General features: G+C 38.7%; 20 protein-coding genes, 1 pseudogene and 1 other annotated feature. Of the genes and pseudogenes, 3 read left to right on the top strand and 18 right to left on the bottom strand.

The window, feature by feature from the left end; translation table 11 throughout:
- Positions 1-2,764: YSIRK-type signal peptide-containing protein (locus K1I71_RS02540; RefSeq protein ID WP_223330135.1), on the bottom strand; the 2,764-nt coding region annotated here is incomplete at its 3' end.
- Positions 2,765-3,033: 269 nt separating this feature from the next.
- On the opposite strand from K1I71_RS02540, the gene K1I71_RS02535 reads away from it, so the two are divergent.
- Positions 3,034-5,316 carry a Xaa-Pro dipeptidyl-peptidase gene (locus tag K1I71_RS02535; RefSeq protein ID WP_223330134.1) on the top strand — a complete coding sequence of 761 codons (2,283 nt, stop codon included), beginning with the start codon at positions 3,034-3,036 and terminating at the stop codon, positions 5,314-5,316.
- Between the two features lie 463 nt (positions 5,317-5,779).
- Positions 5,780-6,250 carry an arginine repressor gene (locus tag K1I71_RS02530; protein WP_223330133.1) on the top strand — a complete coding sequence of 157 codons (471 nt, stop codon included), beginning with the start codon at positions 5,780-5,782 and terminating at the stop codon, positions 6,248-6,250.
- 43 nt (positions 6,251-6,293) lie between these two features.
- Here the strand turns inward: K1I71_RS02530 and K1I71_RS02525 are convergent, their stop codons facing one another.
- From K1I71_RS02525 to K1I71_RS02470, 12 genes are all read right to left on the bottom strand, one after another.
- Positions 6,294-6,452, bottom strand: coding sequence for a hypothetical protein (locus tag K1I71_RS02525; RefSeq protein ID WP_001808548.1), 159 nt, complete (start codon positions 6,450-6,452; stop codon positions 6,294-6,296).
- A 9-nt stretch (positions 6,453-6,461) separates the two neighbouring features.
- The gene (gene obgE, locus K1I71_RS02520; RefSeq protein ID WP_223330132.1) at positions 6,462-7,772 is read right to left on the bottom strand and encodes a GTPase ObgE; all 1,311 of its coding nucleotides are present in this window, start codon (positions 7,770-7,772) and stop codon (positions 6,462-6,464) included.
- A 63-nt stretch (positions 7,773-7,835) separates the two neighbouring features.
- A complete protein-coding gene (locus K1I71_RS02515) occupies positions 7,836-7,970 on the bottom strand; it encodes a DUF4044 domain-containing protein (protein ID WP_000863852.1) in 135 nt (44 codons plus the stop codon).
- Positions 7,971-8,028: 58 nt separating this feature from the next.
- Entirely contained in the window at positions 8,029-8,220 is a 192-nt protein-coding gene (locus K1I71_RS02510) for a PspC domain-containing protein (protein WP_162489588.1), read from the bottom strand.
- A gap of 14 nt (positions 8,221-8,234) precedes the next feature.
- On the bottom strand, positions 8,235-9,560 hold the full coding sequence (locus K1I71_RS02505; protein WP_223330131.1) for a glycosyltransferase family 4 protein: 1,326 nt from the start codon (positions 9,558-9,560) through the stop codon (positions 8,235-8,237).
- A 15-nt stretch (positions 9,561-9,575) separates the two neighbouring features.
- The gene (cpoA, locus tag K1I71_RS02500) at positions 9,576-10,619 is read right to left on the bottom strand and encodes an alpha-galactosylglucosyldiacylglycerol synthase (protein ID WP_223330130.1); all 1,044 of its coding nucleotides are present in this window, start codon (positions 10,617-10,619) and stop codon (positions 9,576-9,578) included.
- A 115-nt stretch (positions 10,620-10,734) separates the two neighbouring features.
- Positions 10,735-11,064 carry a metal-sulfur cluster assembly factor gene (locus tag K1I71_RS02495; RefSeq protein WP_000331925.1) on the bottom strand — a complete coding sequence of 110 codons (330 nt, stop codon included), beginning with the start codon at positions 11,062-11,064 and terminating at the stop codon, positions 10,735-10,737.
- Positions 11,065-11,078: 14 nt separating this feature from the next.
- Positions 11,079-12,188, bottom strand: coding sequence for an RNA polymerase sigma factor RpoD (gene rpoD, locus K1I71_RS02490; RefSeq protein WP_004259586.1), 1,110 nt, complete (start codon positions 12,186-12,188; stop codon positions 11,079-11,081).
- Between the two features lie 2 nt (positions 12,189-12,190).
- Positions 12,191-13,951, bottom strand: a complete 1,761-nt coding sequence (gene dnaG, locus K1I71_RS02485; RefSeq protein ID WP_223330129.1) for a DNA primase — start codon at positions 13,949-13,951, stop codon at positions 12,191-12,193.
- Positions 13,952-14,270: 319 nt separating this feature from the next.
- Positions 14,271-14,519: a hypothetical protein gene (locus tag K1I71_RS02480; protein ID WP_223330128.1), complete on the bottom strand. Its 249-nt coding sequence runs from the start codon at positions 14,517-14,519 to the stop codon at positions 14,271-14,273.
- A 192-nt stretch (positions 14,520-14,711) separates the two neighbouring features.
- Positions 14,712-15,575 carry a hypothetical protein gene (locus K1I71_RS02475; protein WP_223330127.1) on the bottom strand — a complete coding sequence of 288 codons (864 nt, stop codon included), beginning with the start codon at positions 15,573-15,575 and terminating at the stop codon, positions 14,712-14,714.
- Positions 15,568-16,677 (bottom strand): AAA family ATPase, encoded by a 1,110-nt coding sequence (locus tag K1I71_RS02470; protein WP_223330126.1) that lies wholly within the window; start codon positions 16,675-16,677, stop codon positions 15,568-15,570. The genes K1I71_RS02475 and K1I71_RS02470 overlap by 8 nt, the downstream gene beginning before the upstream one ends.
- A 143-nt stretch (positions 16,678-16,820) precedes the next feature.
- On the opposite strand from K1I71_RS02470, the pseudogene K1I71_RS02465 reads away from it, so the two are divergent.
- Positions 16,821-17,096: pseudogene (locus K1I71_RS02465) on the top strand (hypothetical protein); the annotation flags it as partial.
- 140 nt (positions 17,097-17,236) lie between these two features.
- Here K1I71_RS02465 and K1I71_RS02460 read toward each other — a convergent pair.
- From K1I71_RS02460 to ftsW, 5 genes are all read right to left on the bottom strand, one after another.
- On the bottom strand, positions 17,237-17,995 hold the full coding sequence (locus tag K1I71_RS02460) for an ABC transporter ATP-binding protein (RefSeq protein WP_223330125.1): 759 nt from the start codon (positions 17,993-17,995) through the stop codon (positions 17,237-17,239).
- Complete coding sequence (locus K1I71_RS02455; protein ID WP_223330124.1) at positions 17,992-18,858, bottom strand: ABC transporter permease; 867 nt, start codon at positions 18,856-18,858, stop codon at positions 17,992-17,994. The genes K1I71_RS02460 and K1I71_RS02455 overlap by 4 nt, the downstream gene beginning before the upstream one ends.
- 75 nt (positions 18,859-18,933) lie before the next feature.
- Complete coding sequence (gene trpX / locus K1I71_RS02450; RefSeq protein WP_223330123.1) at positions 18,934-19,929, bottom strand: tryptophan ABC transporter substrate-binding protein; 996 nt, start codon at positions 19,927-19,929, stop codon at positions 18,934-18,936.
- A gap of 113 nt (positions 19,930-20,042) precedes the next feature.
- Positions 20,043-20,260 (bottom strand) — a binding site (T-box leader).
- 96 nt (positions 20,261-20,356) lie between these two features.
- Positions 20,357-23,053 (bottom strand): phosphoenolpyruvate carboxylase, encoded by a 2,697-nt coding sequence (gene ppc, locus K1I71_RS02445; protein WP_033684999.1) that lies wholly within the window; start codon positions 23,051-23,053, stop codon positions 20,357-20,359.
- Positions 23,054-23,077: 24 nt separating this feature from the next.
- Complete coding sequence (ftsW, locus tag K1I71_RS02440) at positions 23,078-24,301, bottom strand: cell division peptidoglycan polymerase FtsW (protein WP_004234396.1); 1,224 nt, start codon at positions 24,299-24,301, stop codon at positions 23,078-23,080.
- Positions 24,302-24,458 lie beyond the last annotated feature (157 nt).

Here is a 24,458-nt window from a genome sequence, read left to right as displayed (position 1 = left end):
TGTGCCAACTAAATGAGACACATACAGTTGATTTTTTCTTTTGTGATAAGAGTGGAGTTTTTAGAGGTGCCCATAAGTATTTACCTGTCACACCCTTATCTGTTGTTACAATTGTTTTTCCTGATTCTAATGGTGTTTCTTTATATTTCTCAGATGTGATTAAGTCATCTAGTACCCAGCCACCTGAAGGGTCAGTTTTAGTTGAACGGAAATCTGGATCTCCTTTAACATTACCTAAGTATGGCTGAGTAGCTGTTACCTGAGTTTTCACACCATCTTTAATAACTTCTTTGTTAAAGTCCCCGATAATATGTTGTGCAGAGCCGTAAGATTGTGGAGCGTCTCCACCGTCATAAATCATGAAACCAATTGTTCCTGCTTGCGCACCTGCGGAGTTTAAATACATTGATAATGTTTTAACGTTTTGAGATAGAGCAATTGGTAATGAGTTTTTAGAACCCATAGATGTGTAGTTAGCTCCGAATGTATTTGTTCCATAAGCAGAAGGGTTCCCATTTTCATCTACGTTAACCCAATCTTTTGGATTATACCCTGCTTCTGCAAGACGTCCATCAGCATTAACATCACTTTGTCTACTTGGATAAACTCCTTGAGCAGTTTTTTCATCAATGTCTTTTTGAAGGTTTAACGCCATGAATTGTTCCCATTTCGTTCCATCTGTCTCGAATTGAACAATTTCAGTACGTCCAGCTTCTTCTGCATCCGCAGCAATTACGTTAACATCTACGATACGCCCGTTATAAGTAGCAGAAAGTGCAAATGTTACCCCAACGTTTGATTCATCGCGAGACGATGTAAATGAAGTAAGCATTTCACTTCCATCTGGATTTGTTGTTGGAAGCCCAGCTTTTCTTAAGTATGACCATTGAGTATCTTGAGCTGTTATAAGTACATCCGCTTTTCTTTCGTTACCAATTTTTTTATAAAGATTAGCTGATCCTGATGGTACAGCCTTACCATTCACATTAATATAAGTGAACCCAGTTTCTGACAATTTTGTTGCAGATAACTTTTGAGTTTCAATAGCGTCATTATAAGCTTTTACCGCTGCATGGTAAGCAGCTGCTTTTGAATAGTAGGCATCTGTATTGGCAAATGTTTCTGTTGGGTATTCTGGTAGTGTTAATGCTACACCATTTACGGAAACTGTTGGATTATTAGCCAACGTTGTTTTGTTCTTAGTAGCATTTGCTTTGAATCTTTTGTCTTCAGCCTGTGCTTTTGCTAATTGTTTTTCCGAACCCCAATCACCATAATCACGTACAGCATTCACTGGTCCTGCTGGTGTTTTATTTGGATCAGAGTCTACTGCTTTGGAACCTAGTTTAATAACAGTTGCTGTTAAAGCATATCCTTCAACTTTCGTTTTAACATTAAACTTCATACCTTCTTGCAGGGCTTCGTAAAGTTCATGATCGTTTTGAGCTCCACCTGTGTAGTAAAGGTGTTCTACATATTTCGAAGTTCCTGAATTTAAGAATTTATCATCAGTAGTTAATCCTTTTGATCCATCTGGGTATGTTACATCACGAACCATTGTGATTTTACCAGTTACCTTATCTCCATTTGGATAAGTTATAGTTTTTGTTATCGGTTGCGCTAGCTTTCTTGCAGGCCCTACTACTGTACCATTAGAGTAGGTAATAGATGCTGCTGCAAAGTCGAACCAGTTAATATTATTTTTAAGTTGCTCTAAGTTTTTTGTACCCGCAGTACCAACAACAGTATTTCCAGAAGGAATATTAGTTTTAACACCATTTAAAGTAACAGTTGCTTCACCTGCAGTCGCGTTTCCTTTTTTTACTACCTCAATCATAGAAGGATCCGTAATGCTTGGGTTGGCATTCATGATTTCACGTTTAACCGCAGCTATCTCTTCTTCTGTTAAATCATTAATATTTTTTACTGGAGTCTTAGTTGTAGGAGCTACGATTGCTGTATTGGTAGTAGTTTCACCTGCCAACACTGCTTCAACTTTACCTACGTGTCCTGCACGTTTCATCTCAGCATAAACTGCTTCGATAGCTGATGAGATACGTTGGAGTTGGGCATCCAATTCTTGCTTAGTGATTTCTCCAGCAGCAAGGGCTTTCTTAGATGCTTCGATTTGGACTTTAGCTGAAGCTACTGCGGTTGCGATTGCTTCTTTTCCAGCTTTATCTTCTGCCTTTTTATCCGCAAAATTTGAGGCAGTTGTGTTCAATACTTCTGCTTCAGATGTCAACTGTTCAAGGACAGTTTTAGTAGCAGTAATTGGATTTTCTGCTTTCTTTTCATCCTTTTTATCAGCTTTTTCATCAACTGCTTTATCAGCTTTTTTGTCAGTTGAAGGAGCAGTTAGTGTTGCTTTTTCTTTGTCAGCTGCTTCTGTTTTTTCAGTTGTAGCTGTCTCAGCTACTTTTTCATCTTTCTTAGATGCTTCAGCAGCTAATTTTGCAACTTCCTCATCACTCAAGGCCGGCTTTTCTACTACAGCCGCTTCTGTCGTAGCAGAAAGAGCTGGTGTCGTCACATTTGCGACATTCTCACTTACCTTATCATCTTTTGGAGCAGATGCCACAGCTTCTGTTTTTTTTTCAGTAGCTGTTTCTTCTGCTTTGGCAGTCGTTTGGGCAGCACCCAAAATCAAGGCTGTCCCCAACAGCACACTCGCAGCACCAAAATGATACTTACGAATAGAGAAACGTTGGCTCAAGCCATACCAATCAAAAGATTTATTTTTTTGTCTTTTTGATTTATACATAATGTTCACTTTCCACATTTTTTTATGTAATTTCAAATTACAACTACATATCATAAATTATACCACGTAAATACCATCAAAACAACTATAATCAACAGTTTAATCAACAGTTTTTTTCTGTGTTATAAAAGTATTTTTTTCTTGTTATTTTAAAAATTAATATGTTAAAATATATGTACTTGTGCATATTATTCTGCGAAGAGATTAATCTTGGTTTTTAGCCATTTTTTTGATATAATAATCTTAAGTATAATTTTATTGGAGGTTCTATGCGTTTTAATCAATTCAGCTATTTAGCGCTACCTAGAGATACAATTATCTTTGAATTAAAAAAGTACGGGTTTGATTTACCAGTCAACATTACAAATAAAAAGATGCTTGAAGCGTTTCTTATTCGTTTCTTTTTTAATTACAAAGATAGCACCTATCCCCTATCCAGTTTAGCAGCTGATAAAGAAACTGACTTACTGACATTTTTTCAGTCAGATAAAGAGTTGACTGCAGATATTTTCTATACTGTAGTCTTTCAACTTTTAGGTTTTTCTTATTTGGTTGATTTTGAAGACAGTGATGTTTTTCGTAAAGAGACTGGATTTCCCATTGTATATGGTGACTTGATTGAAAATCTCTATCAGTTACTCAATACTCGTACCAAAAAGGGGAACACTCTTATCGACCAACTTGTCAGTGACGGCCTTATTCCTGAGGATAATGACTATCACTACTTTAACGGCAAGAGTTTGGCTACTTTTTCTAGCCATGATGCCATTCGTGAAGTCGTTTACGTTGAGTCTCGTGTCGATACTGACCAAAAAGGTCTTCCAGACTTAGTCAAGGTCAGCATTATTCGTCCTCGTTATGACGGCCAAATTCCTGCTATCATGACTGCCAGTCCCTATCATCAGGGAACAAATGATAAAGCCAGCGATAAAGCTCTTTACAAGATGGAGGGCAATCTCGAGGTTAAACCTGCTCACAAGATTGAGCTAGAGGAACCTCAACTAAATCTCGTCCAACCCCAAGGTCAAGCTGAGCTTGTGTCAGAAACCGAGGAAAAGCTAACGCACATCAACGCTAGCTATACTCTCAACGACTACTTCCTTCCACGAGGTTTTGCTAATCTCTATGTCTCAGGTGTTGGTACCAAAGACTCCACAGGTTTCATGACTAATGGAGACTACCAGCAAATCGAGGCTTATAAAAATGTCATCGATTGGCTTAATGGCCGTTGCCGTGCCTTTACCGACCATACACGCCAGCGTCAAGTCAAGGCTGACTGGTCAAATGGAAAAGTAGCCACAACTGGACTTTCTTATCTAGGTACAATGTCCAATGGTCTTGCGACTACAGGAGTCGATGGTTTAGAGGTTATCATTGCCGAGGCTGGCATTTCATCTTGGTACAACTACTACCGTGAAAACGGTCTGGTGACTAGCCCAGGTGGCTATCCAGGTGAGGACTTTGACTCCCTTGCTGAGTTAACCTATTCTCGTAATCTCTTGGCTGGTGACTATATCCGTGGCAATGAAGCTCACCAAACTGATTTGGAAAAGGTAAAAGAACAACTGGATCGCAAGACTGGCGACTACAATCAGTTTTGGCAGGACCGCAACTATCTGCTCAATGCCCATAATGTAAAAGCAGAGGTTGTCTTTACTCATGGTTCACAGGATTGGAATGTCAAACCACTTCATGTTTACCAGATGTTTCACGCCCTTCCTGCTCATATAAATAAGCATCTCTTTTTCCATAATGGTGCCCATGTTTATATGAATAACTGGCAATCCATTGATTTCCGTGAGTCCATGAATGCCTTACTGACTAAGAAATTACTGGGAGAAGATACAGATTTCCAACTTCCAACTGTTATCTGGCAGGATAATACCGCTCCTCAGACTTGGTTACCACTTGATACCTTCGGTGAGCAAGAGAAGTTTGAAACCTTCTCACTTGGTCAAGAAGAGCAAGTTATTCAAAACCAGTACTCAGATAAAGATTTTGAGCGTTATGGTAAGACATACCAGACCTTCAATACAGAACTTTATCAAGGGAAAGTCAATCAGATTACTATTGACCTTCCTGTAACTAAAGACATTCACTTGAACGGTCGAGCTCAACTCAATCTTCGTATCAAATCCAGCACAAACAAGGGTTTATTATCAGCCCAACTGCTAGAATTTGGACAGAAAAAATACCTACAACCTTATCCAGCTGTTTTAAGTGCTAGAACCATTGACAACGGTCGCTACCACATGTTGGAAAATCTTAACGAATTGCCTTTTCGTGAAAATGCACAACGCGTCGTGACAAAAGGCTATCTCAATTTGCAAAATAGAAATGATTTACTGTTAGTAGAGGATATTACTGCAGATGAATGGATGGATATCCAGTTTGAACTGCAACCGACTATTTACAAGTTAAAAGAAGGAGATACTCTCCGTTTAGTCCTCTATACTACTGACTTTGAAATCACCATACGTGATAATACTGACTACCACCTGACTGTTGATCTTGAAAAGTCTAGTCTTATACTACCTTGTCAAAAGGTATAATGTAACAGACATTCAGTATGGAAAAATCTCCACTTGAATAGTCTAACGAAACAGAAACTTGGTATCAAATCCAATCCTAGTCTAATGTTTAAAACTGGATTTTGGACAAAAGATATTAAGACCCTAACCAACATGTGTACTCATTAATAATATTCGCTACCACACCACATGTTGGAAAATCTCTGTGAATTAACATTAATCGTAAATTCACAACAAGTCGTGACAAAAGGCTACCCTAATGGAATGATTTACTGTTAGTAGAGGACACCAATGTAGATAAACGGATAAGATAGCCTATTCATCTACACTCAACTAGTGACAAGTTAAAAGAAGGAGATTTTCTCCGTATAGTTCTTTATACTACTGACTTTAAAATCATCCTACGTGACAATACCGCTTACCACCCGACTGACGATTTCGTTCAGTCCACGCTTTCTGTACCTTGTACAAGGAGTAACATTTTATGAATAAATCAGAACACCGACACCAACTCATACGAGCTCTTGTAACGAAAAACAAGATTCATACTCAAGCTGAGCTACAAGCTCTTCTTGCTGATAATGATATTCAAGTTACACAAGCTACACTTTCGAGAGATATTAAAAGCATGAACCTCTCAAAAGTACGAGAAGAAGACAACTCTTACTACGTGCTCAATACAGGTTCTATCTCAAAATGGGAAAAACGTCTCGAAATTTACATGGAAGATGCTCTTGTCTTGATGCGCACAGTTCAACATCAAGTCCTACTAAAAACCCTTCCTGGACTTGCTCAATCCTTTGGTTCTATCATTGATGCTTTGAGCTTCCCTGACGCTATTGCTAGCCTCTGTGGCGATGATGTCTGTCTCGTCATCTGCGAAGATGCAGAAGCTGCTCAAAGATGCTTTGAAGAATTGAAAAAATTCGCTCCACCATTTTTCTTTGAAGAATAAGAAAATTCCGTGTCTCATGTGGCACGGAATTTTCTTATATTCTTTACTGAGATGGATTTTCTTTTTTAGTTCGTGCCAATCTCAGGGCACGATTTGGATTGAGACGATTAAATAGTTCTTCCAATTTCTTTTCATTCCAAACGTCTGCGGCAGAAACAAAATTGCCATCCGCATCTCGGAAAGATATCGGTTTATCTCCCATACCAGTCTCCTAGTCTACAAATTCAAACTCAAATTTACCAATGCGGACCAAGTCACCATCTTTAGCTCCACGCGCACGAAGGGCTTCATCAACCCCCATACCACGTAGCTGGCGAGCAAATTTCATGACTGATTCGTCACGATCAAAGTTGGTCATATTAAAGAGTTTCATCAGTTTTTCACCAGAAAGCACCCATGTTGCATCGTCATCACGACTAATTTCAAAGGCTTTCTCTTCCTCGTCAAAGCCGTAGTAAGCTTCTTCTTCCATATCTGACTCGTCATAGAGCAAGAATTCTGGTGTCTTGTCTAACAATTCAGCTGTAGCATCCAAGAGCGTTGCCAGACCTTGCTTGGTCAATCCAGAAATCGGGAAGATAGCTGGTAAATCTTCAAATTCATCGTAGTTTGCAGCTAATTTCTTCTTGAATTCTTCAAGATTTTCCTGACTCTCAGGCATATCCATCTTATTAGCTACGATGATCTGCGGACGCTCCATGAGGCGAAGATTGTACGACTCCAACTCCTTATTGATAGCTAGGTAGTCCTCATAAGGATCACGGCCTTCGCTAGCTGACATATCAATAATATGAAGGATGACACGTGTACGCTCGATGTGACGGAGGAACTGAGTTCCCAGACCAACTCCTTGACTAGCTCCTTCAATCAAACCTGGTAAATCTGCTACTGCAAAAGATTCTCCTGATTGGGTACGAACCATTCCTAGATTTGGCACAATAGTCGTAAAGTGGTAGGCACCAATTTTAGGTTTAGCCGAGGTAATAACACTTAAAAGTGTTGATTTCCCTACAGATGGGAAACCTACTAAACCGACATCTGCTAAGATTTTTAGTTCCAATTGTAACTCACGTTCCTGACCTGGTTCTCCATTTTCAGAGATTTCCGGTGCAGGATTTTTCGGTGTCGCAAAGCGGATATTTCCACGACCACCACGACCACCGTGGGCTACAATAAATTCTTGACCGTGTTCAATCAAATCTGTCAAGACCTTGCCTGTCTCAGCATCACGAACAGTCGTACCTTGCGGTACACGAACTCTTAGGTCTTCAGCACCACGACCATGCATCCCTTTGGTCATTCCTTTTTCACCAGAATCAGCCTTGAAATGGCGATTGTAGCGGAAATCCATCAAGGTACGCAAACCTTCGTCTACAACGAAGACGACATTACCTCCACGACCACCATCACCACCCCAAGGACCGCCATTAGGGACATATTTTTCACGGCGAAAGGCAACCATGCCATCGCCACCATTACCAGCCTTGACCTTGATCTTGGCTGTATCTAAAAACATACTCATTTTTTCTTCTCACTTTAAAAAAGGGCTGGGAAATCCCAGTCACAAAATTTTCTTGAATCTATTTTATAGATTACTGAGGGCACCAATTGCAGTTGCAAAAATACCCAAAATACTTGCTACTAACATGATAAGTACGATAAGCAAGGTTAATTTCTCAAACATAGTTTTTTTACGTTTTCCATTATCTCCAAATGCCATTTTTATCTCCTTCGTTACATTCTATTTTCTATTATCTTAGCATGAATTTAGCTAGTTTTCAATAGTCAGTTGCTACAGGTGCAATAATCCATAAAATGATATAAGCTACAATTCCTGCCCCATAACAAAATGCAAGAACACCCCATATTACACGAACAATAGTCGGATCAATATCAAAATAATTTGCGACCCCAGCACATACTCCAGCAATTTTTTGATCACTACCACTTCTCATCAATTGTTTTTTCATAGCTATTCCTCTTTCTATTCTTCATGGTCTTTCCAATAATCTCTGATACTGATTAACTGTGTTTTTGAAGCCCTCAGCATTCGTCTAGAGCCTTTTACGGGCACAGCAACCACCTGTTGCGGTAAATACAAAACTGTCTTAAAGATACGCTGGCTGACCGTATCATCTTTGGCTAAATCTTTCTGGAAGTTATTTGAAATAATGGCATCCAGATAAAACTCATGCACTCGTTTTCCAAAGTTCTCAGCTGAAATCTCGTACAATTTCTCTGATAAGGTATGCTCATCCATATCTGGCGTTGCAATCAAGGCCTCTAAAATAGCACCAGCCAAATCATGTTCACCGTAATACAAGGTTCCAAACATTTTATCACTGATAAGATTGTCCAGATAAGGATTTCCGTGAGCAATGACAGGCGTCCCACTAGCTAAGCTTTCCAAGTAAGTCAAACCTTGCGTTTCACTCGTCGAGGCCGAGATGAAGAAATCCGCCGCCTTATAATAAAGAGCTGTCTCACTAGGAGCAATCATCCCTATAAAGATGACCGAGTCTTGAATCTCTAGTTTCTGGGCTTGCTCTTTGAGGTCATCCAGATAAGGACCATCCCCAGCTACAACCAGTTTAACTTTGTCTTCTTCTTTCAGAACTTCTGCAAAAGCTGCTAAAACTGCTTGAATATTTTTTTCATAGGAAATTCTGGAAAGACTAAGCAACATCTTTTCATCATCTTGAATCCCTAGTTTACTACGTAGTTCTTTCAAATTTTCTTGCTTGATTTCTGGACGTTCAAACTTAGCTAACTCAATACCAGTTGGAATAACCCGCTTTTCAACCTTAACTTTATAGTCAGATAGCAAGTCACGGACAATCTCACTCGGGCAAATGACTCCATCCACATCATGCAGGAAACCTCTGACCAAATACTTGACCATACTAGGACGAATCAACATCCCCTTAGCAATATAATGCACGTAGTCTTCGTATTGGGTGTGATAGGTATGGATGACTGGAATTTTCAATTCACGCGCAATCCAAATCCCCAACAACCCAAGAGAAAATTCTGTCTGAGTATGGATAATATCCAGTTGATATTGTTTAGCAATTTCAAGCGCCTTGCTAAAACCTCGGTAGGCAAAGCGACGATCTTTAAAAGCAAAGAAGGGAACACTTGGAATGCGGATAATTTGCCAATCTTCATAACGATTGACATCCTTATCTGTCGTCGTAAAGATAAAAACAGCATGCCCTTGCTTTTCAAGTTCTGTTTTCAAGGTTCGAATACTGGTCGCAACACCTGAAACCTGAGGAAAATAGGTATCTGTAAATAAACCAATTCGCATAGATTACCTCACTTTTTACTTTCTCCCTAAAGCGGCTTGTTTCTCATAAAAGTCCAACCAAATTTGTAACAGATGCTCTTCTGAATACTCTCTAGAAATATTCTTAGCTTTTTCTTTCAAATCTTTTAAAGCAGCAGGATTTGCTTGATATTCCAAAATAGCTTCTTTCATCTCTTCTCTATCTGCTGTCGCGCGATAATTTCCCTCCAAAATCACCTTATAAAGATCCAAATCACGCAACATAATAGGAGCTTCACAACTAGCAGCCTCTAAAATAGTCATAGGAAAAAGCTCATTGTAACTAGGCAACAAGAAAAGGTCCGCTAGGGCATACAATTCGCGCATCCGCTCTGGCGACACGATACCTGGAAAAATCAAGTTTTTAGGGGGATTTTCCATTATTTTCTTATAGCGTTCATAGCCATCTGTCATGCCACCAAAAGAGAAACCACCTGCCCAGATAAAGGTAATTTGCGGCAATTCCTCAGCCAGACGGATAAAATCGTCAATCCCTTTGCGCTTCTGAACTTGCCCAGCACCTACTACGATAAACTGATTGTCACTAAGACCTAGCTCTGTACGCAGTCTCGCTACCTCTTCTTGCGGAAGAGGATGCCATTTTTCCTTATTGACAAAGTTAGGAATATAGGTCACTTTTTCACGTGGAATACCAGCTGCCACCAAATCCTCAATAAACATAGGATTGACCACCACCAAGTGCTCCATCCGGTTGTAAAAAGAAAATACATAGCGTTTCACAATTCCCTTTAAGAAAAATGGAATTTTCAAACTCCCCTCAAGTGTATCAGGCAAGAAATGTACATAGCCAATTTTTCTCCCTGAACGTTTCTTTTGGAATGTAGATAAATAATAGGGGAAATCAATCGTATGAAAGTGAGTCACATCTGCCTCGATTGGAAGATTTTCTGTAACAATCAATTGTTCCTTGGCATCACGGTGAAGAAGACGAACTAATTCACGGTAGGCACCTGAAACTCCTTGTCCTGCTACTTTCTCACTTGAACTCAACATATTGATGCGTAATTTCTTTTTTTCCATAACTACTATTATATCATTTTCTTTGAATAAAATCAGCTAAAGAAAGGAGAGACTAGAGGAAAAGAAGAGGAAATTTCCTCGCTTTTCCAATAATCTCTCACATGCTTTTATATGTTTACTTAATGCCTAGGGCAATGCGTGCATAGCGACTCATTTTTTCAACTGTCCAGGCTGGATACCAGACTAATTTAACCTCAGTATCCGTTACTTCTGGGACCTCTGTCATGGCATCATAAATCTGGTCTGTCAAAAGGTCTGCTAGGGGACAACCCATAGTTGTCAAAGTCATATCAATCTCTGTTTGTCCTGTGTCACCGTCAAAACGAATTTCATAGATCAAACCAAGATTGACAATATCGATTCCCAACTCAGGGTCAATAACTTCTTCCAAGGCTGATAAAATTCGTGTTTTGATGTTTTCAATTTGCTCTTCTGTATAAGCCATATTCATCCTCACTCTTAGTCTTCAATAAAATCACGAAGCGGTTTGCTGCGACTTGGTTGGCGTAGTTTTCTCAAAGCTTTAGCCTCAATCTGACGGATACGCTCACGGGTTACGTTAAAAACTTTACCAACATCTTCAAGGGTACGCATTTTACCATCATCTAGCCCAAAACGCAGACGCAAAACATTTTCTTCACGGTCTGTAAGAGTATCCAAGACCTCATCCAACTGCTCACGCAAGACGATACGAGTTGTATAGTCCACTGGATTTTCAATCACTTCATCTTCGATAAAGTCCCCAAGGTGGCTATCATCCTCTTCACCGATTGGAGTTTCAAGGGATACCGGTTCTTGGGCAATCTTCAAGATTTCACGAACCTTGTCAGGGGTCATATCCATACGTTCAGCGATTTGTTCTGGTGTTGGATCTTGTCCCAATTCTTGAAGGAGATTACGCTGTTCACGAACAAGCTTGTTAATCGTTTCAACCATGTGGACTGGGATACGGATGGTACGAGCTTGATCAGCGATGGCACGAGTGATAGCCTGACGAATCCACCAAGTTGCGTAAGTTGAAAACTTGAACCCTTTAGAATAGTCAAACTTGTCAACCGCCTTCATCAAGCCCATGTTCCCTTCTTGAATCAAGTCAAGGAACTGCATACCACGGCCGACATAACGTTTGGCAATGGAAACAACCAAACGAAGGTTGGCTTCCGCAAGACGTTGTTTGGCTTCGATATCGCCAGCTTCAACTGCTAGTGCTAATTCTTTTTCCTCTTCATTGGTCAAGAGAGGAACGACACCGATTTCTTTCAAGTACATACGGACAGGGTCATTAACCTTAGCCGAAGTTGACCCAATCAAGTCCTCATCGCTGAGTTCTGGTTCTTCTTCTGCACTAAGAACACGCGCACTTGGATTTCCTTCGTTATCTGTGATAGAAATTCCTGCATCTTGAATCCGTTGCAAAAGATCTTCAATCCCATCAGCGTCCAAGGTAAAAGGAATAACCAGACTGGCATTGATTTCATCGTCTGTTGCTGTCCCTTTTTGCTTATGATTACGGATAAATTCTGCTACTTGTACGTCAAATGTTGTTACTTCTTTTTGTTTTGTTGCCATTATTACTCCATTCTTCTCTTTTGGGAAATTAAACGTTCCAATTCTTCTAAGGCTGTGTCTGTATCTCCTACATGGCTAGCTTCCTGCACCTTCTTTTTGATTCTCATATTGTCCTGATTCAAGAGAGCCTTATTTCGAGTCATTTCTACTTCACTTAGTTCCTGCGGAGACATCTCAGCAGGTAAATCCTGAGTTAAGACTTGGTACCAAGCTCTTTCAACTTCCTCTGTCTGTTCTGCTAGAACTTCTGGAGGAAGATTGCCATACTGGCCAAGCAAGTCATATAAGACCTGAAATTCAGGTGTGTCAAATGCAAAGTCTTCTCGCAAACGGTAATCGTTTAAAACAAGAGGGGATTCCATCATTCGATAAAGTAGATGAGCTTCTGCCCTCATAATAGCTGATAACTGCTTGGTGACAGGCATAGTAATTGGCGTCGGTCTGGAAATTCCTTCCATGCGATTCTGCCTTTGTGCCTGACGGCTTTCATTAACAATCTGCTCAATCTGGGCATAATCAAAGGATGCCAGACTGTCAGCTAAAATATGAATATAACTGTTTTGAGCAGTGATGGACTTTTCTTGAACAATCAAGGGCGCTATTTTTTCAATAAACTCAATCTGAGCCTGCAGATTTTCACTATTTTCAGGTTTGTACTGGTGAATGTAAAACTCAATCGGACTAATACGAGTTTTCGTTAATAGATAGGCCAAGTCTTCTGGACCATTTTTTTGTAGATATTCATCTGGATCCAAGTTATCAGGCATGCTGACAATTTGCACAGGTATATCACCAATTTCATCCAATGCTTTCAATGTCGCGGCTTGCCCAGCCTTATCGCCATCGTAAACAAGAACCAACTTCTTGGTTAACCTTTTCAGATGCTCAACATGCTCACGACTCAAGGCCGTTCCCATAGACGCCACAGCATTTTCGATTCCAGCCCGATAGGCTGCAATGACATCCATGAATCCTTCCATGAGGTAAATCTCACCGGCTTTACCAGAAGATTTTTTTGCCCTATCCATATGATATAATTCGTAACTTTTGTTAAAAATTGCAGTCGATCGGCTATTTTTATACTTAGAAGTTTGTGAATCCGTTTTCTGCCAGATACGACCTGAGAAGGCAATAACCTTTCCCTGGTCATTTGTCAGGGGAAACATAATACGATTGTGAAAGGTATCTACAAATTGATTAGCATCAGAGAGATAAAACAGTCCTGAATCTAGGAAATCCTCATCACGATACTGACCAGACAAACGTTGATGAAGATAGTTGCGTTCTGGAGGTGCTAAACCAATCCGAAAATGCTTGAGCACTTCATCTGTCAAACCACGCTGATAAAGGTAGTTTCTGGCCTCTTCCCCCATGGTCGTTGTCATGAGAATAGCATGATAAAATTTGGCAGCATCTTCGTGCATATCATAAAGAGCTTGGTGGGGTGAAGCTGGCTTCTGTTCACTATAAAGCGGTTTTTCCACCTCTATCCCGACACGCTGACCTAAGATTTGGACAGCCTCCATAAAGGGAACCCCTTGGTACTCCTCGATGAATTTAAAGACATCACCTGAGCGACCACAACCAAAACAGTGGTAAAACTGCTTGTCCTCTACAACGTTGAAAGAAGGTGTTTTTTCACCATGAAAAGGACAGAGCCCTAGATAGTTCCGTCCTGCCTTTTGTAAAGAAATCACATCTCCTATGACTTCCACAATGTTGGCATTGTTTTTGATTTCTTCAATGACTTGTTTGTCAACCATACACAATACCTCCATCTTATCATAGTATCACGTAAACTAGTATAGCTTATTTCTGAAAAAAAGTAAACCATTTCATACGCTTTACATGATACTATTTCATAAGTTTCCAGCGATCATATAAAAGTGAATCTTTTGAGCAAATCGTTCCAATATTTGAAAGAAAAATAGAAAAAAATAAAGACTATTTCACTTGATCTTCGAGGTTATTTTTCAATATCCTGCTAATATACTGACCATCTTTTCTACTGATGCAAGCTATTGCATAAGTCAATGGTGCTTTGTATACCTCTCCTCTATATGATGGATCATGATGGATCGGTCAATACAGGTATAGAATAATAGGCGTTCTTTTTATTTTAAGGTCAATAAACCATTTACCTCCTAGGTATTTACGGAAGGTTTCACCGATATAAACGGTCAAATAATCCAACATCTTGCGGTCTGCTATCAAAGCATGGTGGACTTCGTAGTGAGCTAAAATCCAAGCCTCCAAATCATCCAAAGATTGCATGCTATAGTCTAAATTTAGCCCTTCTTTCTCCGCAAACTCCCTAGTAAAATAGTCCATCTTAAATCCAATTTGAAAAATCTATTCCTGAAAATCTTCTTGTGTGTAAGCCATCTTCTTATCTCCTACTCCTATTAAATTTTTAGAATCATATATTGATTATACTATAAATTGTAGTAGGTAGAAATAAGAAGTATGATTTCGATTATATCTTTAATACAAAAAAACTTTCCACCTTAAGATCTACTGTTTTTATGCTCCTTCTGTATCATCCCATTTATCTACGATCTCTCTTTCGCAATCCTGAAAACTTGCTAGATCTGGGAAATCTTTTTCCGTCATATAATCTAGCAAGAATTTTGCTACACTACTAAAGACAAAGCTTCTCTCATTACACTTGAACGTACTCAATTGTTTTGCAAAAGTTTCTCTAGTAGAAACTTTTGCACGATACTCTTTAAAGTCAATAGTTGATAATTGATAAATCTCCCGACTAAGTAAGAGATGGTAGAGTTTAATCCATTCAATATCCTGCTCACTAAAGGCTTGTCCAAAAATAAAATGATCTTTGTGATTTTCACAAACAGCCTTAAAAGTTTTACCAGACTTCGTCTTTTTTTCATCTAATTTAAAATGATAAAAAGCTACTTTATCAGAAGTCTTTTTCTGATAGAGCTTGAGAGCCTCTACCATTGGATAGCTGATGTACAATTTCCCTGCACCTGTTTCATTTGAAAATTCATTTATCATCTCCGAAACTTCTCTCATATTCTGATCAAAGTCTAATTCAGATCTAGAACTGTGATGATGGCCATCCAAATCAAAAAACAAATAAATTTCCGAAACTTCTCTACGAGATAAGTTGACAATGTCATTTTGTTCATCTTTTTCTTTTTCATTTTCTAACTCAAGAATGTAAGAAAATAGGTCAACATCATCTGCTTCACTTGCAAATGATTTTTTATACTCTGTGTAATGACGATAGAGAGAATAGATATTTGTTTCATAAGGATAGATCTGTGATGCTTCAATCCCGATTGATTTAGCTATTTCTGATAAAAGTTTTGGTTCAGCTATCTTTCCTTCAACTACAAATACAATCCTGTTCTTACTCATCAAAAGCACCTGCATTATACATCTTTTCCAAATTATGAGCCATCCGTAATTCTTTTACGGTTAGAGAAGACAGTTCCTTAATCTGGTTGTTCTGTACGATAAAATAACAATCCGGTCGCAACAAATCATTCGACATGATGGTTGTATTGTGGGTTGTAAATACGGATTGAACTTCCCCATTTCTGATCTTTTTCAAAATGGTTTCCGAAACTTCATTATGGTAATAGGCATCAAATTCATCGACGACCAAAAAGGTGATATCACTAAGTTGAATCATCCAATAGAAGAAAACCATGATCACTTTGGTCCCATGTGATGCCACACTATAGATATTAACTGTACGGTTTTTGAAACGAACCATAATAACAGAATTCCCCTCAGAATCTTCCCCTCGTTCCAATGAATAGTTGATGTCAAATTCATGCAAAAAATGTTCTAATTCTTCTAATTTACCTGCATCCACAATCGCTGATGCGATATAACCTTGACTCGATTTAAATCCCTGGTAAAAATTTCCCTCTGATGTTCCCGAACCAAAAAATAACATCCCTTCAACAAATTCTTTAAACTTCAAAAAAATACAGTTTGTTTCATCTGATAGTTCTAAATTTGTGTTATTAAATATGTATTTCACAAAAGATAAGGAGAGATCTCTCGTTTTTGTATTTAAATTTTCTGCGCCAACCAATTGGACTTCACGCCTACCTGCCTGAAAATCTTCAAATATAACGCAGTTGTCATTGATATAGACTGCCTCATCAAATACCTCTGTCATATTTTTCTTTTTATAGTGATAAACGACTCGGTCTTGATCAAACTTAAATTCATAAGAAAATACAGCAAAATCATCCGTACTTTCAAAATTTATATATTGATTGTAGTGATTTTCTTGTTTTGTAAAATCGGTTAAATGAGTAGTAATGTCCATCACCGCATAGGTCAAATTAGATTTTCCTGATCCATTTTTCCCATAAAGAACAGAATTTTTCACAATTCCATTTTTGATACTTTCAGAATTAAAATTATATTTACCGGCAGATAAATCCCAAACAAAATCATTTTTAAAATTTTTGAAATTTTTCACCGAAAAACGTTGTAACATGACAAATCTCCTTAATCGTATTTTTTTTACGGTTGATTTATTATAGCATCTTTCCACCTGTTTTCCAAGTCAAAAGAAAGAAATTATGAAGATATTCACGCTCTTTACAAAAGATCTTAATGGTATAATCTTCTCTTATATGACTAACCAAACAGAACCTCCTGTATCCTAGAAAAGGAAAAACTACTAAGAAACAGGCTTGCACCAACTTTAAACCTGCTGGACAATCCATCAAACAGCGTCCTAAAGCTATCAATCTTCCCTTAGAGAATGAGCATTATGAGATTGATACGGTTCTATTTAAAGGAACTAAGAAAACAACTCCTAAAAAAGTCGCATTAATCGAAAATTGGATTAACAACTATCCTAAAAAATGCTTGAACTACAAGTCACCCAGAGAATTTCTTATTGATAGCTAGTTTAAACTTGAAATTTGGCACACACTTTCCATAATTCTTTTTGCATCATTTTTTAGATTGTAAGATAAGATAAAAAACTCAGAAACAATTCCATGCCTCTAAGTTTTGCTTCATAATTTTTGATAAAATAAGGCTCTCTTCTATTCAAATAATTGATAGTAGTCTGAAATCTTCATCTTTGCTTTTTCTTCTTGATTCAAATCTTGGATAATTCGTCCTTCTTTCATGACAATTAAACGATTGCCATATTTGAGAGCATCTTCCATATGGTGGGTAATCATAAGCGCTGTCAGCTGGTCTTTCTTGACAAATTCATCTGTCAATTCCATCAAAGCAACACTAGTCTTTGGATCAAGGGCTGCAGTATGCTCGTCCAACAAGAGTAATTCAGGACGCTTCAATGTTGCCATCAAGAGACTCAAAGCCTGTCTTTGTCCACCTGATAAGAACTCAATCGGTGTATTCAAGTGTTTCTCAAGACCGTTTCCTACTTTTTCAATAGTTGACTGAAATTCATCCTTATAGCTAGCCAGGCGTCTCGGAAACAGTCCACGCTTTTCACCACGAAACTTGGCAATCAAAAGATTTTCAGCCACCGTCATACGAGGAGCTGTCCCCATCTTTGGATCTTGGAAAACTCGAGACAAATACTTAGCTCGCTTCTCTGGTGAAAATTTGGTAACATCTTCACCTAAAATACGGATGGTTCCACTGGTTAGTGACAAGGTTCCTGCAATAGTGTTAAAGAGAGTTGATTTCCCAGCACCATTTCCACCTAAAATCGTGATAAAGTCCTGTTCAAAAATTTCTAATGAAACATCATTTAAAATAATCTTTTCTTCATCAAAGCCATTTTTAACGACTTTGGTTGCATTTTTTAATTCTACAATTGCTGTCATTTGCTTAATTTGGCTCCTTTCAAGATTGTTTGCTTAAATGTTGGAATCATGAGGCAGACTGCTAAAATCACGGCGCTGTACAAACGAAGGTAACTTGTATTAAAGCCAAGCGCAATAACTGCCCACACTAAGAATTGATAGGCGATAGAACCTACAACGATGGCAATCAGACGCTCTGCTAAGCTCAAACTCTTAAAAATAACTTCCCCAATAATCAAACTTGCAAGACCTACAACGATAACCCCAATTCCTCGAGATACATCGGCATAACCTTCTTGCTGGGCAATGAGAGCTCCCGCAAGGGCAATCACACCATTTGATAAGACCAAGCCCATGAGCTCCATGCGACCAGTATGAATCCCGAAACTTCTAGCCATATCAGGATTGTCACCTGTAGCAATATAGGCTTGTCCTAGTTTGGTATCCAAGAAAAAGAGCATGAGAGCAATAACAATACTCACAAAGATGAGACCTGTCAAGAGTTGGTTCAAATCTGAATCAAAAGGCAAAACATCCTGAATTTGCTTGGTTCCAAGCAGTCCTAAGTTTGCACGCCCCATAATCAAGAGCATGATAGAGTGACAGGAAGTCATCACCAAAATCCCTGAGAGCAAGGTTGGGATCTTCCCTTTTGTATAAAGAAGTCCTGCTGCCATTCCAGCCAAACAACCAGCTCCAACAGCAACAAGTGTCGCTAAAAATGGGTTCACGCCTTTGGTTATCAAAGTGACAGCAACAGCTCCCCCAAGAGGGAAGGAACCTTCTGTTGTCATATCTGGAAAGTTCAAAATCCTAAATGTCATAAAGATCCCCAGACCTAAAATAGCCCAGACAAATCCTTGAGAAATAATAGATAATATCATCTGTTTCTTAACCTTTTCTATATGATTTCTATTGTAAAAAATTGGAGGAGATGTCCCCAACTCCTCCATTACAGATTATTCAATCACTTGTCCTGCTTCTTTAAGAACAGATTCAGGAATCGTAATACCTAGCTCTTGTGCCAATTTTTTGTTAATCACTGACTTACCAGTTGAAAAGACATTGACTGGAGTATCAGCTGGTTTTGCACCTTTCAAAACTTGAGCAATCATTTTACCTGTTGCCACACCAAGGTCATGTTGGTCAACTACAACTGATGCCAAGCCACCTGCTTCTACCATGGCAGTAGCACTTGGGTAGATTGGTTTTTTAGCTGATTGGTTGCTTGATACAACAGTTGAGAAGGCTGATGCAATAGTGTTATCAATTGGAACCCAGATAGCATCGACCTTGCTAGTCATAACATTAACTGTTGAAGCAATTTCATTTGTTGAAGGAACTGCAAATGTTTCCACTGTCAAACCTGCTTTTTCAGCATAAGCCTTAAATTCTTCGACTTGAGTTTTTGAATTGTCTTCGCTGCTTGAGTAAAGAGCTCCGATTGTTTTCACATTTGGTGTGAGAGCTTTGATGAGTTCAACTTGTTGTTGAGCTGGATTGTGGTCAGATACCCCTGTAATGTTGCCACCTGGTTTTTTCAAATCTTTAACCAAGTTAGCACCAATTGGGTCTGTAATAGCAGCCATGATAACCGGTAGGTCTTTTGTTGCACTAGCCAAACCTTGAGCAGCTGGTGTTGCAATACCAACCACAAGGTCATTCCCATTTGCAACCAATTGTTTACTCATTGTCGCAACCTTACTTTGGTCGCCTTCTGAGTTCATAAAATCGATTTTAACTTGATCATCTTTATAACCATCTTCTGCCAGTCCATCTTGTATCCCTTTATAAATCAAATCAAGAGAGAGATGGCTCACAAACTGAAGAACACCAACTTTGGCAACTTTCTTCTCATTCTTAGCTTCTGGTTTATTCATTGAAGAGTAAATCAAGCTTCCTGCTACTAAGACTGCTAATGCAGCGATAATTCCAATTAAACGTTTATTTTTCATTCTATTTCTCCTTTTTATTTCCTTATAAAATACTTCACTTATCTAAACAAGCGACGCCATCGTTTTCTTTCCATACTAACCTCCATCAAAAAAGTCCTCACACAAAAAACTTGTGTGAGGACGTCGATGCGCGGTACCACCTCAATTATAGGGAATTTCCCTATCGCTCTGTCTCGCAATAACGAGATGCACTGTAAGGTGTGCTCACCGAATTTTTATGATTTCAAATTCTAAATAACATCCAGCCCAATTTTCATCATCATCACTTATCTGTTTTCAGCTACCACAGACTCTCTAAAAAGTTTATATGATTACTTTTCTGAATGGTTAAATTATATCATTTTTCAACTACTTGTCAAGACTCTTTTAGCATTTTTTTGAACTATTCAAAAACTTCCCCTATGGAAAAGAGGAAGATTGATAGGTATCAGCCTGAATTACGCAATCCTGTCGCAATTCCGTTGATGGTTGTATGGATTAATTTTTCTTGGTCGCTTGATAATTCTCCTCGGCGTTGACGTTTAATCAACTCCAACTGGATATAGTTGAGAATATTAAAGTAAGGCATACGATAATCCAAACTTGCTTTTAGATATGGATTTTCAGCCAAGAGTTCATCGTAACCTTCGATAGCCAAGATGACTTCCTTGGTGACTTGCCATTCATTTAGAATAGTCTCATAGATTGCTTTTACTTCTTCATCCTCACAAAGTTTGGCATATTCAAAAGCAATATTCATATTTGATTTTGACAAGACCATGTCGACATTTGAAAGAAGCGATTGGAAGAAAGGCCAGTTTTGGTACATATCTCGTAGGATAGCGATATTCTCTGGATTTTTATCAATAAATTCCTTGAAGCTTGAACCAACCCCATACCAGCCAGGGAACATGACACGACTTTGCGACCATGAGAAGACCCAAGGGATAGCTCGCAAACCACCGATTTCAGTAATAGTCTTACGAGCGGCTGGACGAGAACCGATATTAAAGCTTGAAATAGCCTTGATTGGACTTGACTCAAAGAAATAATCATAGAAATGGTCATTACCAAAGACCAAATCACGGTAGATATCATAACTACGGTCCACTACTTGGTCCATAATGGCTTCATAACGATTTGATGTATTGGTATCGCTCTTCTTCTGCGTAATCATACGGTTAATGGCTGCGGATACTAGCATTTCAAGGTTATAGTAAGCTGCGTCTTTATTACCGTATTTATTCCCAATTACTTCACCCTGCTCCGTCAAACGGATGCGATCCTTGATAGACTTGAGCGGTTGAGATGTGATGGCTTCATAGGTTGGTCCACCACCACGACCGACAGTCCCACCACGGCCGTGGAAGAAGGTAACCTTAACGCCAAATTCATCTCCAATAGCAGTCAATTGTTGTTGAGCCTTGTAGAGGGTCCAACATGATGATAGGTAACCACCATCTTTATTACTGTCAGAGTAGCCCAACATGATTTCTTGATAGTTATTGCGTGAAGCAATCCATTTCTTGGCAAGAGGAAGAGAAAGATATTCTCTCATGGTTTCTTCTGAATGGTCCAAGTCCTCGATTGTTTCAAAGAGAGGTACAATTTGAACACGGGCTCTTTCTTTATCAACTAACCCTACTTCTTTTAGCAAGATAGCCAATTCCAACATGTCAGATACGCTAGTTGCATGTGAAATAATTGTCTGGCGAATAACGTCATCACCCAACTTATCTTTCAACTTACGAGCAGCCTTGAAAATAGCCAATTCTTTTTCGAGTAACTCTGATTTTTCAACATGAGTAGCAGAAAGAATACGTGGATCTTCTTCTAATTCTTTCAAGAGAAGCTGGCATTTTTCTTCTTCACTTAGTTCACTATAATGCGAATGAATACCAGCTGATTTCAAGAGTTCGGCTACACAAGCTTCATGAACACTAGAATCTTGACGCATGTCAATAGATGCCAAATAGAAACCAAAAATTTCAACTGCCTGAATTAACTCAACAAAATCACCAGAAATCAGTGCTTCGCCCTTATTTTCCAAAAGGGAATCACGAATGGTAATTAAATCCTTATAAAAATCATTGGCCGTTTCATAGCGAGCTCCAACTTCCTTATCTTCAATCAGATAAGTTTTTGTTGCTTGGATTTTTGATTGAATATCAAACAAGGCACGACGATAAAGCTCTTTTTCACGGTAGATCGAGTTATCCTTGGATTGACGAGCCATTTCTCTGACTTGCTTGCTCACATTGACAATACTGGTTGAAAGAGAGAATTCACGATAGAGTTGGTAAATCTTTTCATCATAGTAGTTCATGATGACTTCACACTGAGTCATAGCAGATTGTTTCAAGGTATCTGCTGTAACAAAAGGATTCCCATCACGGTCTCCACCAATCCACATTCCCATGGTAATTGGTTTAGGATGTTTCAACTCCAAACCATGTTTTTTAGCGAGACGCTTGTACTCAGCAGTCAAATGAGGGACAGCCTTCAGGAATGAACTATTGTAGTATTCCATAACATTCGTGATTTCATTGGTTACTTTCAATTTCTTTTCACGAATCATATCTGTCTGCATGATAATCTCAATGTAACGACGGAGATCATTATGCCATTTTTCCTTATTAATCAAGCCTAATTTCACATCACGATACTTACGCAAAAGGGTATGGATATGATTGGTCAAATCCAGCATACTCTTACGTTGTACTTGTGTTGGATGGGCAGTCAAAACAGGGACAACATTCAAGTGTTCTAGAATTTCAACCGCATTTTCTTTTTCTGCAACCATTTTGATCGTTGCCGATAATTTCCCAAGATAATCTTGATCGATATTATTTTGGTGGTTGATTTCATAGGCCAAATCCACATCTTCTGAAATATTAATCAAGAGAGGCAAGATAGAGAAATAGCGTGAAATATAAGCCATTTCATCATTTGACAGACTCGTAACCAATTGGTTCAAGCCTTGATAATCTTCTTGAGTTGATAATTCTTTCAACTCCATGATTTTTGCAAAAGTCTCTGGGGCAAGCATATTTTTAGTGATATCTTCTAACAATTCTGTTAAAATCAATACTTCTTCTTGCACGACAGCTTTATTACTATAGTTTTCTAATTTTTGAAGAGACATAGGTCATCCTTTCCACTATCAACTCTACATATAGTTTGATGAGTGAGCTTCTAACTCCTCATATAATTGGGCACGTTTTTCACTTGCATCAATATTTAAGACAAAGGCGATGGCTACAGACAAGACTAGGAGACTGTTCCCTCCTTGTGATAAGAAGGGGAAGGTTACTCCTGTCGAAGGAATAATGCCCGAAATTCCGCCAATATTAACAAATACCTGTACCAGCATCATCCCCCCAACCCCAATCGCCATCATGGAATTAAAGGGATTCTTAGCACGAATACCGACTAGGATAATCCGCAAAATCAGGAAAAAGACAAGGGCTAAAATCAAGCTGGCTCCCACAAATCCAAACTCTTCAATGACAATTGAAAATACAAAGTCTGTATGAGCCTCTGGTAAATAACCACGTTTTTCGATTGAATTTCCTAATCCTAGACCAAACCAACCACCATTTACCATGGCAAAGTAGGAATTTGCAAGTTGGTGGCCTGCTCCTGCCAAATCAGCAAAGGGATTAAAGTAGGCACTGAAACGCTTAGCAACGTAACCAAATACTGGAACTTTTGAAAACTTATCAACCCCAATCATAGAAATAGCTGATAAGGATAGGGCTGAAACTCCAAACAATACACCGATAAAGGCTATAAACCAACGATGAGCAATCCCACTAACTGTATACATAATCAAGGCGACCAGCGCTAGGATTGTAGCATTCCCCAAATCTGGGAAAATAGCCAAACTTCCTATCATTACCAAGAGGACAAAACGCCAATCATTAAAAGCTCGAGGAATCCATTGATTTTGAGTTAAAACTTGAAAATCGTAAATACCAATTTCATCCTGTTGTTTTGAAAAACGTTGGGCCAAGTACCAGACGATGATAATCTTCAAATACTCCGCTGGCTGAATGGTCAAAGGTCCTACTGAAATCCAACCATAGGCTCCATTGACTGGCGTACCAATTAAGCGAGCCAGAGCTAAGAGAATCAGCTCAACAAACATAACAATAAATAAAAGTCGTTCTTTTCTTAAAAAATTCAGTTTCAGCTTATATATCAAGGCAATCAATATTAAACTAAATATCCAAAACATTCCCTGACTTCGAACCAATTGGAGGGCACTTTTACCTTCTTCGATAAGAATGGCACTGGTTGTAGAATAGACTACAATCAAACCCAAAATAGATAAAAGTAAGTAAGGAACTAGAATAGAATAGTTTAACAGGTGCCTCTTACTAATCTTCATAGTATCACCAATCTAATGAGAACAAAAGAAATTATTCCCAAATTCCGTTTATTTTCTAGTTTTGATTGCTATTATACCATTTTTTCCGAAAGAAAAAAACTCTTACCCTTAAGATAGAAGATTTTCTCATAAGAAAAAGAGCACTTGGCTCTTTTCT

Source organism: Streptococcus mitis (assembly GCF_019929545.1).
GTDB lineage: Bacteria > Bacillota > Bacilli > Lactobacillales > Streptococcaceae > Streptococcus > Streptococcus mitis_BU.
This window is presented reverse-complemented; position numbering and strand designations above follow the sequence as displayed.

What these genes read in the sequence shown, in the direction of transcription:
- rpoD (WP_004259586.1), bottom strand. Translation starts at nt 12,188, where the DNA reads ATGGCAACAAAACAAAAAGAAGTAACAACATTTGACGTACAAGTAGCA.
- K1I71_RS02455 (WP_223330124.1), bottom strand. Translation starts at nt 18,858, where the DNA reads ATGATATTATCTATTATTTCTCAAGGATTTGTCTGGGCTATTTTAGGT.
- dnaG (WP_223330129.1), bottom strand. Translation starts at nt 13,951, where the DNA reads ATGGTTGACAAACAAGTCATTGAAGAAATCAAAAACAATGCCAACATT.
- cpoA (WP_223330130.1), bottom strand. Translation starts at nt 10,619, where the DNA reads ATGGAAAAAAAGAAATTACGCATCAATATGTTGAGTTCAAGTGAGAAA.
- ppc (WP_033684999.1), bottom strand. Translation starts at nt 23,053, where the DNA reads ATGTCTCTTCAAAAATTAGAAAACTATAGTAATAAAGCTGTCGTGCAA.
- K1I71_RS02530 (WP_223330133.1), top strand. Translation starts at nt 5,780, where the DNA reads ATGAATAAATCAGAACACCGACACCAACTCATACGAGCTCTTGTAACG.
- trpX (WP_223330123.1), bottom strand. Translation starts at nt 19,929, where the DNA reads ATGAAAAATAAACGTTTAATTGGAATTATCGCTGCATTAGCAGTCTTA.
- K1I71_RS02505 (WP_223330131.1), bottom strand. Translation starts at nt 9,560, where the DNA reads ATGCGAATTGGTTTATTTACAGATACCTATTTTCCTCAGGTTTCAGGT.
- obgE (WP_223330132.1), bottom strand. Translation starts at nt 7,772, where the DNA reads ATGAGTATGTTTTTAGATACAGCCAAGATCAAGGTCAAGGCTGGTAAT.
- K1I71_RS02535 (WP_223330134.1), top strand. Translation starts at nt 3,034, where the DNA reads ATGCGTTTTAATCAATTCAGCTATTTAGCGCTACCTAGAGATACAATT.
- K1I71_RS02525 (WP_001808548.1), bottom strand. Translation starts at nt 6,452, where the DNA reads ATGGGAGATAAACCGATATCTTTCCGAGATGCGGATGGCAATTTTGTT.
- K1I71_RS02510 (WP_162489588.1), bottom strand. Translation starts at nt 8,220, where the DNA reads ATGAAAAAACAATTGATGAGAAGTGGTAGTGATCAAAAAATTGCTGGA.
- K1I71_RS02470 (WP_223330126.1), bottom strand. Translation starts at nt 16,677, where the DNA reads ATGTTACAACGTTTTTCGGTGAAAAATTTCAAAAATTTTAAAAATGAT.
- K1I71_RS02475 (WP_223330127.1), bottom strand. Translation starts at nt 15,575, where the DNA reads ATGAGTAAGAACAGGATTGTATTTGTAGTTGAAGGAAAGATAGCTGAA.
- K1I71_RS02515 (WP_000863852.1), bottom strand. Translation starts at nt 7,970, where the DNA reads ATGGCATTTGGAGATAATGGAAAACGTAAAAAAACTATGTTTGAGAAA.
- K1I71_RS02460 (WP_223330125.1), bottom strand. Translation starts at nt 17,995, where the DNA reads ATGACAGCAATTGTAGAATTAAAAAATGCAACCAAAGTCGTTAAAAAT.
- K1I71_RS02495 (WP_000331925.1), bottom strand. Translation starts at nt 11,064, where the DNA reads ATGGCTTATACAGAAGAGCAAATTGAAAACATCAAAACACGAATTTTA.
- K1I71_RS02480 (WP_223330128.1), bottom strand. Translation starts at nt 14,519, where the DNA reads ATGGACTATTTTACTAGGGAGTTTGCGGAGAAAGAAGGGCTAAATTTA.
- ftsW (WP_004234396.1), bottom strand. Translation starts at nt 24,301, where the DNA reads ATGAAGATTAGTAAGAGGCACCTGTTAAACTATTCTATTCTAGTTCCT.